At 70.0% G+C, this 11,624-nt stretch carries 12 protein-coding genes; 2 read left to right on the top strand and 10 right to left on the bottom strand.

Going from position 1 to position 11,624, the window contains the following annotated elements; genetic code table 11:
* Positions 1-33 precede the first annotated feature (33 nt).
* Positions 34-291, top strand: a complete 258-nt coding sequence (locus tag ACZ7M2_RS18890) for a hypothetical protein (RefSeq protein WP_471596208.1) — start codon at positions 34-36, stop codon at positions 289-291.
* Between the two features lie 55 nt (positions 292-346).
* On the opposite strand, the gene ACZ7M2_RS18885 is transcribed toward ACZ7M2_RS18890, so the two are convergent.
* From ACZ7M2_RS18885 to ACZ7M2_RS18870, 4 genes are all read right to left on the bottom strand, one after another.
* On the bottom strand, positions 347-1,096 hold the full coding sequence (locus ACZ7M2_RS18885) for a DUF6227 family protein (protein ID WP_351300673.1): 750 nt from the start codon (positions 1,094-1,096) through the stop codon (positions 347-349).
* A 157-nt stretch (positions 1,097-1,253) separates the two neighbouring features.
* Complete coding sequence (locus tag ACZ7M2_RS18880) at positions 1,254-2,474, bottom strand: L,D-transpeptidase (RefSeq protein WP_471596207.1); 1,221 nt, start codon at positions 2,472-2,474, stop codon at positions 1,254-1,256.
* Positions 2,475-2,694: 220 nt separating this feature from the next.
* Complete coding sequence (locus ACZ7M2_RS18875; protein ID WP_471596206.1) at positions 2,695-3,726, bottom strand: P1 family peptidase; 1,032 nt, start codon at positions 3,724-3,726, stop codon at positions 2,695-2,697.
* Positions 3,723-4,967, bottom strand: coding sequence for a low temperature requirement protein A (locus tag ACZ7M2_RS18870; RefSeq protein ID WP_471596205.1), 1,245 nt, complete (start codon positions 4,965-4,967; stop codon positions 3,723-3,725). The genes ACZ7M2_RS18875 and ACZ7M2_RS18870 overlap by 4 nt, the downstream gene beginning before the upstream one ends.
* 104 nt (positions 4,968-5,071) lie before the next feature.
* Here ACZ7M2_RS18870 and ACZ7M2_RS18865 point away from each other — a divergent pair, with 104 nt between their 5' ends.
* Positions 5,072-5,278: a hypothetical protein gene (locus tag ACZ7M2_RS18865; protein ID WP_060901778.1), complete on the top strand. Its 207-nt coding sequence runs from the start codon at positions 5,072-5,074 to the stop codon at positions 5,276-5,278.
* A 217-nt stretch (positions 5,279-5,495) separates the two neighbouring features.
* Here the strand turns inward: ACZ7M2_RS18865 and mscL are convergent, their stop codons facing one another.
* The 6 genes from mscL to ACZ7M2_RS18835 all read right to left on the bottom strand — a co-directional run bounded on the left by mscL (position 5,496) and on the right by ACZ7M2_RS18835 (position 11,460).
* Positions 5,496-5,966 (bottom strand): large conductance mechanosensitive channel protein MscL, encoded by a 471-nt coding sequence (gene mscL / locus ACZ7M2_RS18860; RefSeq protein WP_471596204.1) that lies wholly within the window; start codon positions 5,964-5,966, stop codon positions 5,496-5,498.
* A 150-nt stretch (positions 5,967-6,116) separates the two neighbouring features.
* Positions 6,117-6,740, bottom strand: coding sequence for a hypothetical protein (locus ACZ7M2_RS18855; protein WP_471596203.1), 624 nt, complete (start codon positions 6,738-6,740; stop codon positions 6,117-6,119).
* A 256-nt stretch (positions 6,741-6,996) separates the two neighbouring features.
* Positions 6,997-7,830, bottom strand: coding sequence for an S-methyl-5'-thioadenosine phosphorylase (locus ACZ7M2_RS18850; RefSeq protein WP_471596202.1), 834 nt, complete (start codon positions 7,828-7,830; stop codon positions 6,997-6,999).
* A 165-nt stretch (positions 7,831-7,995) separates the two neighbouring features.
* Positions 7,996-8,304 carry an FmdB family zinc ribbon protein gene (locus tag ACZ7M2_RS18845; protein WP_352044285.1) on the bottom strand — a complete coding sequence of 103 codons (309 nt, stop codon included), beginning with the start codon at positions 8,302-8,304 and terminating at the stop codon, positions 7,996-7,998.
* 68 nt (positions 8,305-8,372) lie between these two features.
* On the bottom strand, positions 8,373-9,635 hold the full coding sequence (locus ACZ7M2_RS18840) for an MFS transporter (RefSeq protein ID WP_471596201.1): 1,263 nt from the start codon (positions 9,633-9,635) through the stop codon (positions 8,373-8,375).
* A 268-nt stretch (positions 9,636-9,903) separates the two neighbouring features.
* On the bottom strand, positions 9,904-11,460 hold the full coding sequence (locus tag ACZ7M2_RS18835; RefSeq protein ID WP_471596200.1) for a potassium/proton antiporter: 1,557 nt from the start codon (positions 11,458-11,460) through the stop codon (positions 9,904-9,906).
* Positions 11,461-11,624 lie beyond the last annotated feature (164 nt).

Genomic DNA, 11,624 nt, shown 5'->3' with positions numbered 1-11,624 from the left:
TCAAAGTCCCGGACCGTGGTGTCTACTGGGGGCATGCCTGAGCATGTGTCGATCCTCCAGCTGATGGGCGTGGCCGTCCTCGCCCTCGCGACCGTCATCTGGGTCGTCGGCCTGTCCCGCCTGCTGCGCCACGCGCGCACCGGGGCTCCCGTGCGCCACCGCGGGCAGGTGCTGCGCGCCATACCGCGTCAGCGCCGGTCCGGCCCCGCCGCGGAGACCGTGGAACTCACCCCCGAGGAACGCGCCGCGTTCGCGGGCCTGGTACGCCAGTTCAGCGACAGCCGCCCCTGACGAACGGGGGTTCCCCTGACGAAGGGGGTGTTCGGCTCAACAACCCTGCCAGGCTCTAGGCGAGCCGCGCCGCCCGGCGTTCCATGGCGGCCCGAGCCGCGTGCTCCGTCGGATAGACCTCACACATGTGCCGGCCGTCCGGCGTCGCCGTGTGCTCGACCTCCCACAGGGAGATCTCCTGGCCGTCGCGGAGCAGGAACGCGTGCTCGTAGAGCGAGAAGCACAGCCCGACCTGGCCCGCCCGGCAGGGGCGCCCGAAGGCCTGGGTGATCTGGTGCGCGAACGCGGTGCGCAGCAGCAGCGTCGTGATGTCGGCCCCCGGCCGGTCCGCGTTCTCCGCCCGCCGCAGCAACCGCCGCGCGTGATCCGCCGAGTCGTCCGTCAGGTAGACGTGCCGCGGCTCGGGGACCGGTGACGGATGGACCATCACGGGCAGTTCGAAGTCCGGCGCGTCCGGCGGCAGCGGCAGCCGGGCCGTGGCGGCGCGCAGCTCCTCCTCGTCGACATACACCTCGTGCTGCGGCTCACTCCCGAGCGCCGTGTTGTGCACGAGCTCCCACAGCGTGACCGCCGAGCCGTCGGCGAGCAGCCAGGTGTGCCGGTACGTCTCGCGGTGCAGCCCCGCGCTGTGATGCGCGGAGTGCAGCGAACTGTCGTGCGCCAGCGCGCAGTCGAGCCGCCTTATCGTCTCGTCGGGCAGCTCGAAGGAGTTCAGGGCACGGCCGAGGAGTCGCTCGAGGTGCTCCTCCGGAGACTCGGGCGACTCGGGTGGTTCGTACGCTGCTGTCTCGTACGGAACGCTCAAGGCTTCTCCCGGCGTTGCTGCATGTCACCTTGTGGGTGCATACCGTAGCCCCTCGGTCGGACATCAATCCTGCGAACCGAGAAAACGTACGGACAGAAAACGAGCGGGCCGCGCGGCAAGTTCCCGCGCGGCCCGCCGTGACGTCAACGGCCCCAGGTCAGACCGTACTTCCCGCGGTCCACGCACTCCAGGACATGTTCCAGCCGTTCAGTCCGTTGTCCGGCGAGACGGTCTTGTCGGGCGAGTTCTTCACCACTACGACGTCCCCGACGAGAGAGTTGTCGTAGAACCACTTCGCGCTGGTGTCGCCCTGCGCGCCCTGCACATCGGCGAGACCGACACATCCGTGGCTGGTGCCCTGCTGTCCGAACGGCGGGTTCCCGCGGTTGTACCAGTAGTTGCCGTGGATGAACGTCCCCGAAGACGTCAGTCGCATCGCGTGCGGCACGTCCGGGATGTCGTACTCGCCGCCGTAGCCCACCGTCGAGCCGTTCATCCGCGTCTGGACGAACTTCTCGGAGATCACCATCTGACCGTTGTACGTGGTGTGCTCCGGGCTGCCCGCCGAGATCGGCACCGACTTGAGCGTCTTGCCGTCTCGCACGACCGTCATGGTCTGCGTGTTGACGTCGACCGTGGAGACCTGGGAGCGGCCGACGGTGAAGGTGACCGTCTTCTTCTGCACCCCGAAGACGCCGTTCGCGCCCTCGACGCCGTCCAGGTCGATCTTCATCGTGACCTTGGAACCGGCCTTCCAGTACGTCTCGGGCCGGAAGTCGAGCCGCTGCGAGCCGAACCAGTGCCCGGCCACCTGCTGCCCGCTGCTGGACGTGACCGTGATGTGCGACTGCACGGCCTTCTGGTTGCTGATCACCTTGTCGAAGTTGAACGACACCGGCATTCCGACGCCGACCGTGGTGCCGTTGTCGGGCGTGTACGTGCCGATGAAGCTGTTGCTCGAGGAGACCGTCGTGAAGATGGAGTTGGCGGCGGCCGTGCGTCCGCTCGCGTCCTTCGCGGTCGCCGAGATCTGGTACTTCGTCCCGCGCTCCAACTGCGCCGCCGGCTTCCAGCCGGTCCCGTCCGCGGTGATCGCCCCCGGCACCGCCGTCCCGGCCCCCGACACCGTCATCTTCACGTCGGTCAGCTTGCCGTCGCTGACCTTCACGCCCGTCGCGTTGATGGACGCGTCCGTCGAACCGTCCTTGGCCGAGATGACGATCTTCGCTGTGGACGTCTTGGCCGAGGTACCGCTGTCCTTGCCGCCCTTGGCGTCGGCGCTGGCGTTGCCGCCGCAGCCGGTCAGGGTGAGGGCGCCGACCATCAGGGCGGCACAGGCCCCCAGTGCGCGCCGCGCTGTCATGTTCGGCGTTGTCACGGGCTACTCCAGTTTCTCGTGATGTGCGTGATCCGCTCCAGTGCGTGGAGAAAGAGCGAGCGGTGCCGCGAAGGGTTCCCACCGTCCCCGGCCCAACACCGTCGCGTGACAGAACCGGGACAATCACCCACCGGGCCCACGACGAACTCCCCCTCCCCCTGGCGCGACTTGGCGTCAGTGAGGGCAGCGGGTCACCCGGAACCACGGGCCAGGACCCGTCCTAGGCGCTCCCGTACAGCTCCCCGTACGACGGCCACACCCCGCCCGGCCCGTCCACCGGGTCGGCCGCTCGTACCGCGCGGACGATCGCCCGGGTCACCAGATCCGCACCCGCCGCGAGGATCTCGTTGAGGGCCAGGGGGTGGTCGGGACGGAGCGGGCGGGCGCCCGTGGCCAGGGTGAAGACCGTGTCGCCGTCGTTCAGGAGGTGGACCGGGCGGACGGCGCGCGCGATGCCGTCATGGGCCGTGCCGGCCAGCTTGTGGGCCTGGGCGCGGGTGAGGTCGGCGTCGGTGGCGACGACGGCGAGCGTGGTGTTCAGCGGGGGAGGCGCGTTCTTCGCGGCGGCTTCGGCGAGCCGTTGCCGCGCCGCCTCGTGGACCTCGGCGGAGGGATAGGCCGTACGACCGTCTCGCAGCAACTCCCCGTACAACACCCCCGTCTCCGGATCCACCGCCGAACCCGCCGCGTTGGCCACCACCAGCGCGGCCACCGTGATCCCCGAGTCGAGCACGGCGCTCGCCGTCCCGATCCCGCCCTTGATCCGCCCGACCGTCGCCCCCGTCCCGGCGCCCACGCACCCCTCCGGCACCGGCGCGCCCGGCCCGCTCGCGTCGGCGGCCTCGACCGCGGCCCGGCCCGTGGCCGCGTCCGGCCTCGCCCGGAAGTCGCCGCCGCGGCCCAGGTCGAAGACGCAGGCAGCGGGCACGACCGGCACGACGTGCGCCGGATCGAGGCCCACCCGCACCCCGCGGCCCCGCTCCTCCAGCCAGGCCATCACCCCGGACGCGGAGTCCAGCCCGTACGCGCTGCCGCCGGTCAGTACGACCGCCTCCACCTTCTGCACCAGGTTGCGCGGGTCGAGCGCGTCGGTCTCCTTGGTGCCGGGCCCGCCGCCGCGTACGTCCACGGCCGCGATGGCGCCGCCCGCAGGAGCGAGCACGACCGTGGTGCCGGTGAGCCAACCGTCGCCGGAACACGTCGCGTGTCCCACGCGCAACCCCGCGACATCCGTCAGAGCGTCAACTGTCATGTCTCCAGTGTTTCCCGCCCCGCGGTCCCCTCTCCCCTCGTTGTGACCATCCGTGCCGTCAGGGTGACCCCGACCGCTACCGACAGCGCCGCCACGATGCCCGCCGCGAGCACCGCCCAGCTGCGCAGGAAGGTGCACAGGATCACGAGCAACGCCGTCGTCGGCAGGACGAGTTGCTCTGTGATGCCCATCTTGAAATGGCGCGCGTGCAACAGCCACACGGTGAGGAAGTACAGCGCCGTCGGCAGTGTCACCGCGGCTGACGCGGCGAGCGTCGAGATCTGTGTCTTGCCGACCGCCTGCTCGACCGCGACCTCCAAGCCCGCGCCGATCGCGGCCGCCGACGCGAAGATCAGGTAGTGGCCGTATCCCCACAGGAACGCGTGGGTTTTGGACCGCAGGTGCCCGTGGATGGGTACCACGAAGTAGATCCACCAGGCGGAGAAGACGATCAGCAGCCCGCCGGCGGCGATCGGCAACAGCTCGCCCAGCGCGTCGTGCTCGTCCACCGCCGACTTCATGGCCATCGTCGACGCGGCAATCGTCTCGCCCAGAACGATGATCGTGAACAGGCCGAACCGCTCGGAGACGTGGTGCGGATGCCAGGAGGTGACGAAGTCCTTCTCCGCGTACTCGGGGACGCACATCTCGGCGATCGCCATCACCAGGAACACCCAGGGACGCCCGGCCTCCGGCAGGACCACCAGCCCCAGCCAGCCGACCTGGCACAGCAGCACACCGCGCACGTACCGCAGCGCCATGGTTCTCTCGGGGCCCTGTGTGTTGCGGGCCACTCGCAGCCACTGGGCGATCAGCGCGAACCGCATGATCACGTAGCCGAGCCAGACGGCCAGGTACACATGGTCCTCGAACGCCCGCGACACCCCGGCGGCGAGGACCAGGACACCGGCGATCTGCACCAGTGTCACGACCCGGTAGAGCGCGTCGTCGTTGTCGTACGCCGAGGAGAACCAGGTGAAGTTCATCCACGCCCACCAGATCGCGAAGAAGATCATCGCGTAGTTGAGGATGCCCTCGCCCGCGTGTCCCGCCGCCACGGCGTGCACCAGCTGGCTGCCCGCCTGGGCGATGGCCACGACGAAGCACAGGTCGAAGAAGAGCTCCAGCGGCGACGCGACGCGGTGCGCCTCGTCCCTCCTCCGGGCGGTCATTCTGCGCAGGGGCCCGAGTCGGGCCGTCCTGGGCGTCGGATTGGGTTCGGAAGCGGCGCTGGACGTCATACGGCCAAGCACAGCAGAAAAGAGTCCAGGTCGCTCGGGTTGACGGTCGCAGGACCCGGCCGTACTGGGGTGGGCCCGGGACCCCGCGGCGTACTCTGGGACGCATGAGCACCGGCCCCGCCCCCGCCTCCGAACCGCGTGACGCGTCCGCACCGCGCGATCCGAAGTCCGCGCTGATCTTCGACGACCCGCTGAGCCAGCAGTCCTCGGACGACACGGACCGGGGATGGGGCGAGCAGTCCGGCGGTGACGGTGACAGCGTGGCGGACCTGAAGCGGTTCCTCGACGAGAAGCCGCCGCACCACCTCTGAGCCGCCGTATTTCGGCGCCGCCTGCCGCCCCCGCCCTGGCGAGCGCCGGTCCCGAGGCCGTCGCGGCCGGACCTGCGGTTGCGGATCCCGGCCTGGAGAGAACGGTCGCGGATCCAGGCCTGGAGCGAACGAAGGACGACTCCGAGCGTGCGGAGACGGCCCCCGAACGTCCGGAGACGGCCTCCGGGCTTCCGTGGGCCGGCCCCGGTCTTCTCCGTCAGTGCCGGCTGTTGCCCGAACCGCGCTGGGCCACCAGGACGTCGCGGATTTCCTTGAGCACCTCGAGCTCGGACACCTCGATGACCTCGTGGGTGCCCTCCTTCGCCTTCTGCCGGGCCGCCTGCCGGGCCAGGAACTTCGACATCGGCAGGACCATCAGGAAGTAGACGACGGCCGCGGTGATCACGAAGCTGAGCGTGGCGCCCAGCACGGAGCCCCACAGGATCCGGACGCCCGTCGCCATGTCCCCGGTGCCGGTGCAGGGACCTTTGAGGCAGGAGCTGTAGCTGTCGAGGTTCTGCGTGCCGATCGCACCCACCAGCGGGTTGATGACGCCCTTCACCACCGAGTTGACGATGTTGGTGAAGGCCGCGCCGATGACCACCGCGACGGCCAGGTCGATGACGTTGCCCCGCATCAGAAAGGCCTTGAAGCCCTCCCAGACACCGGGTTGCTTCTTCTCGCTCACCAAGAGGCCCCTCTGCACAAGTTGTGGAACAAACAGCTCCGCAACCTACGGCAGGGCCCGCCGGACCTGTCCAATTCGGTAGCACGATCGAGAGAGTTGACACCGATTCGATATCCAGGAGGGCCGTCAGTACGGCATTGCGCACGACGCTCAACACAGTGTCACCGCCAGCCGTGCGGTCGTGCCCGCCAGTCGCGCCGCCGTGGCCCGGGGCACGGAGAGGACCACCAGCGCCCCGGTCTCGGTGGCGGCGAAGTCCGGAACCTCGGCCACCCGCGCCCCGGCCGCGACCACGCGGCCCTCGCCGCCCCCGTCCGCCGCGATCACGTCGACCCGGTCGCCCGGCCTGAGCAGCCGCACCGTGGCCGCGTCGGCGATCCGCACCGGCGCCGTCACCGTCTCCACCGCGCCCCGCCCCCGCACGGACGCGGTAGCGGAAGGGGAAGAGGGAGAAGAGGAAGAAGAGGAAAGGGGGGAGGAAGCGGACGTGGACGGGGGAGCCGCCGTCGGATGGCCCCGTGCCCTCCCGGGGTCACCGGGGCCCGCCGCCACGAGGGCCGCCGCCGTGACGGCGAGCCCCGCGGCCACGGCCCGCCGCTTGTGACGGGTGAGGCGCCGCAGCCTGTACCGCCCGCCGCGCACGTGCACGGGGGCGAACTGCGGCACCTCGCGGATCGGAGGCGCGTCCACACCGGGCGGACGTACAGGATCCGTGCCCGGAGCCCGTACGAGATCCGTGTCCAGCGGGCGTACAAAAGGAGCGTGCTGTGCCATGGGACCACCACCTGCGACGAGAGATCGGCTTGCGATCCCACGATGAGGCTTCGCGGCGGAGCCCGTCGGCGCCGGTGGACTACCGGCGAGTTGTGGACAACTCCCTCACCCGAACGGGAAGTTCCACGGCGTGAAGACGCCCGTCAACGCCAGTCATCGCCCGTCACCGCTTGTCGTCGCCCGTCAGTGCCCGTCAGTGCCCATCGGTGCCCATCGGTGCCCATCGGCGCCCACCGAGCGCCCGTCGAGGCCATCGTCACAGCAGCTCGAAACCCGGATCCATGCCACCCAGCGCCGTCGTGCACAGACAGTCCCGCGTCCCGTTCTCCGGCAGGGCCGCCACCGCGTCGTACAGCACGTCCCGCAGCCGGTCCACGTTCGACGCGAACACCTTCAGCACCTCGTCGTGCGAGACGCCCTCGCCGGCCTCCGCGCCCGCGTCGAGGTCGGTGACCAAGGTCAACGAGGTGTAGCAGAGCTCGAGTTCACGGGCGAGCGCGGCCTCGGGGTGACCGGTCATGCCCACCACGGACCAGCCCTGCGCCTGGTGCCACAGCGACTCGGCGCGGGTGGAGAACCGCGGTCCTTCGATCACCACGAGCGTGCCGCCGTCCACCGGCTCCCAGTCACGCCCACGCGCCGCTTCGAGGGCGGCCTTGCGGCCGATGGGGCAGTAGGGGTCGGCCAGCGACACGTGCACGACGTTCGGCACGGTGCCGTCCGGCAGCGGCAGCCCGTCGAAGAACGTCTGCGTCCGCGTCTTCGTACGGTCGACCAGCTGGTCCGGCACGAGCAGCGTTCCCGGCCCGTACTGGGGGCGCAGTCCGCCCACCGCGCACGGTCCGAGAATCTGACGGGCGCCTACGGAGCGCAGCGCCCAGAGGTTGGCCCGGTAGTTGATGCGGTGCGGCGGCAGATGGTGGCCGCGGCCGTGGCGGGGAAGGAAGGCGACCCGTCGCCCGGCGATCTCGCCGAGGAACAGGGAGTCACTCGGCGGCCCGTAGGGGGTCTCGACTTGTATCTCGGTCACATCGTCGAGGAAGGAGTAGAAGCCCGAGCCACCGATGACACCGATCTCTGCGTTCGCCATGACAAGCACAGTAGCGGGCTTCGAAGGTCTGCCTCCGGAAACGTCGGGGACCCCGTCCTCCGAAAAGGTCGAGGACCCGTCCTCCGAAAACTCCGGGGGGAACCTGCCCCCGAAAACGCCGAGGACCCCATCGTCGTAAGACGACAGGGTCCCCGCGAGAAAGTCCTACGCGGCCGAGCTGCTGCTCGACGAGCCGCTGCCCGACGACTTCGAGTCCGACGACGACGAGGTCGTCGACGACGAGGACGACGTCGAAGTGGTCGACGGCTTGGAGGCCGGCGAGCTGCTCGACGAGGAGCCACGGCTGTCGTTGCGGTAGAAGCCGGAGCCCTTGAAGACAATGCCGACGGCCGAGAACACCTTCTTCAGGCGTCCACCGCAGTTGGGGCACTCGGTCAGGGCATCGTCGGTGAACTTCTGCACCGCCTCGAGGCCCTCGCCACACTCGGTGCACTGGTACTGGTAGGTCGGCACTTGTCTTCCTCCTGGCACTCTCACTCAATGAGTGCTAACGACGATCCATACTGACGTATTCCGCGAGATCAGTCCACTGTCACCGGCACTCGGTGACCGACGCCACGTGCGACGGTGCGTCCGCTCGGCCGCGTGGCCAGCCGTGAGCGCAGGGCCAACAGGGTCACCAGCGCCAGTGCCGTACCGGCCATCGGCACCAGGAATCCGGCACCGTTCCACAGGCGGTCCTCCAGCTGTCCGGCGACCGTGACGGCCGCCGCCTGGCCGAGCGCGACGGCGCCGGTCAGCCAGGTGAAGGCCTCGGTGCGGGCGCCCGCCGGGACCAGACCCTCGACCAGCGTGTAGCCGGTGATCAGGGACGGAGCGATGCACATGCCGACCAGGAGGCCGACAGCGGCGAGCACGACCACGGAGTGCGCGGCCCACAGTCCGGACGCGACGAGCGCCAGGGCGGCGTAGCCGATGACGAGCCGCCGCTGCGGGGCCACCTTCCAGGCGATGGCGCCGCAGACGACGCCGGAGAGCATGTTGCCCGCGGCGAAGACGCCGTACAGGACGCCGTTCAGACCGGGCTCGCCGATCGACTCACTGAACGCGGCGAGCGAGACCTGCATACCGCCGAAGACGGAGCCGATGCCCAGGAAGGTCACGATCAGCACGCGCACTCCGGGGACCCGCAGGGCGGAAGCGTGCTCCACGCGTGTGTGCCCGGCGGCTGCGACAACGGGCTGGGTGCTCTTCTGCGCGGCGAAGAGGAGACCGCCGATCAGGGTCAGCCCGGCCTCGGTCAGCAGGCCCGCGGCCGGGTGCACGGCGGTGCACAGCGCCGTGGCGAGCAGCGGGCCGAACACGAAGGTCAGCTCGTCCGTGACGGACTCGAAGGCCGCCGCGGTGGTCATCAGGGGCGAGTCCTGGAGTTTCACGCCCCAGCGGGCGCGCACCATGGGCCCGACCTGGGGCACCGAGGCGCCGGTCGGCACGGCGGCGAGGAAAAGGGCCCACAAGGGGGCGTTCGCCAGGGCCAGCGCCGTCAGGGAGAGGCCTGCCAGGGCGTGCACCAGGACGCCGGGCAGCAGGACGGCCCGCTGACCGTGGCGGTCGGCGAGACGGCCGGTGAAGGGTGCGAACAGCGCCATGGAGACGCCGGTGACGGCGGCGACGGCGCCGGCGGCCCCGTACGAGCCCGTGGTGTGCTGGACGAGGAGGACGAGGGAGAGCGTCAGCATCGCGAAGGGCTGACGTGCGGCGAAGCCGGGAAGCAGGAACGTCCAGGCGCCGCGGGTGCGCAGCAGCTGTCCGTATCCGGGGCGGGAGGTGACCGTGGATGCCACGGCCCGTGCCTTTCTGCCGCCTGGTAGCGCGGCCCCTTTTGTCGGGCGGCGCCGAGAGCTGTCCTCTTGCGCGGAACTGCGGTAGATGCCGCGCCGCCCACTGCCGGGGCGTCACGACCGCCATACGGTCGCGCCAGCTCTGCGTCAGGCAGAGTTGGTTCGATCAAGGTGTGCCTTCATCGTACAGGGGCGAGTGCTGCGATGCCTGTGAAAGTGAGCACCATGGCGGTGTTCGCCTGTGAATGCACATCGCCCCTTAATGTCCCGTTTACTGTCCGGAATGTCGGGAGTGCGGTTCGGCGCCGTTGCCCGCGAGGCCCAGCCAGCCCGCCAGCTTGCCGCCCTGGCCCACCGCGCGCAGCCGTCGCTCGGCCGCGTCCCGGACCGGGTCGGTGGCCACCACGAGCAACTCGTCGCCGCGTCGCAGAACGGTCGTGGGCAGCGGCACGAAGGAGGTCCCGTCGCGCACGACGAGGGTGACGGCGGCGCCCGAGGGCATGCGCAGCTCGGCCACCTCCACGCCGTGCATGCGGGAGCCCTTCGGGATCACGACGGACAGCAGATGGCCGCGCAGTCGCTCCAGGGGTGCCGATTCGATCCCGAGGTCGGCGGCGCCCTCGGACTCGCCCAGCCGCAGCTTGCGGGCCAGCCAGGGCAGCGTGGGGCCCTGGATGAGGGTGTAGGCGACGACCAGGACGAAGACGATGTTGAAGATCCGGCGGCTCTCCGCGATGCCACTCACCATCGGGATGGTCGCCAGGATGATGGGCACGGCGCCGCGCAGGCCCGCCCAGGACAGCAGCGTCTGCTCCTGCCAGGGGATCCGGAAGGGCAGCAGGCCGACCACGACGCTCAGGGGGCGCGCCACCATGGTGAGCACCAGGCCGATGACGAGGGCCGGCACGATGTCGTCGCCCATCTCGTGCGGGGTGACCAGCAGGCCGAGCAGGACGAACATGCCGATCTGGGCGATCCAGCCGAGCCCTTCGGCGAAGCCCCGGGTGGCGGGCCAGTGCGGCAGTTTGGCGTTGCCGAGCATCATCGCCGCGAGGTAGACGGCGAGGAAGCCGCTGCCGTGCGCGAGCGCGCCGGCGGCGTAGGCGGTGACCGCGATCGCCATCACGGCGATCGGGTAGAGGCCGGAGGCGGGCAGTGCCACGTGCCGCAGCCCCCAGGAGCCGAGCCAGCCCACCGCGAGGCCGATGGCCGCGCCGATGGCCAGCTCCAGGGTGATCTCGCCCAGCAGCACGTACCAGTGCTCCACGGGGCCCGCCGTGCAGAACGCGACGACGAGGATGACCACCGGGGCGTCGTTGAAGCCGGACTCGGCCTCCAGGATGCCCGTCACGCGCGCGGGGAGGGGTACTTTCCGCAGCACCGAGAAGACGGCCGCCGCGTCCGTCGAGGACACCACCGCGCCGATGATGAGCGCCTGCCGCCATTCCAGGCCGATCAGGTAGTGGGCGGCCGTGGCCGTCACTCCGACGCTCACCGCGATGCCGACCAGGGCCAGCGAGGTGGCCGCCGGCAGGGCCGGCTTGATTTCCTTCCACTTCGTGCCGAGGCCGCCCTCGGCCAGGATCACGACCAGGGCCGCGTACCCGATGACCTGCGTCAGTTCGGCGTTGCTGAAGTGGACGTCGCCGACCCCGTCCTGGCCCATGGCGATGCCTATGCCGAGGTAGACGAGCAGGCTGGGGAGCCCGCTGCGCGAAGAGATACGAACCGCTGCCACCGCGACGAGCAGAACGAGCGAGCAGACGAGCAGGAGCTGGTTGAGGTGGTGGACAGTCAGCGGCTGTTCCCTTCTCGCCAATCCGGGCACTGGATTCGAACGTGTGGATGTGAACACGTCGATCCGATGTGATCGCGTCGAGGTCAACGCGTGGAATCGAGGTGATCGCGCGGATCCCAGCACGTCGATCCGAACACCCGGAGTCGGTACATGAGTCCAAGTACTTCGTTACCTTACCTAACTCTTGACGCTTT

Source organism: Streptomyces sp. NPDC111507 (assembly GCF_055638955.1).
This window is presented reverse-complemented; position numbering and strand designations above follow the sequence as displayed.

Bases quoted from the DNA above. Each gene is read 5' to 3' on its own strand.
- ACZ7M2_RS18890 (WP_471596208.1), top strand. From the start codon at position 34: ATGCCTGAGCATGTGTCGATCCTCCAGCTGATGGGCGTGGCCGTCCTC.
- ACZ7M2_RS18875 (WP_471596206.1), bottom strand. From the start codon at position 3,726: ATGACAGTTGACGCTCTGACGGATGTCGCGGGGTTGCGCGTGGGACAC.
- ACZ7M2_RS18870 (WP_471596205.1), bottom strand. From the start codon at position 4,967: ATGACGTCCAGCGCCGCTTCCGAACCCAATCCGACGCCCAGGACGGCC.
- ACZ7M2_RS18865 (WP_060901778.1), top strand. From the start codon at position 5,072: ATGAGCACCGGCCCCGCCCCCGCCTCCGAACCGCGTGACGCGTCCGCA.
- ACZ7M2_RS18855 (WP_471596203.1), bottom strand. From the start codon at position 6,740: ATGGCACAGCACGCTCCTTTTGTACGCCCGCTGGACACGGATCTCGTA.
- ACZ7M2_RS18850 (WP_471596202.1), bottom strand. From the start codon at position 7,830: ATGGCGAACGCAGAGATCGGTGTCATCGGTGGCTCGGGCTTCTACTCC.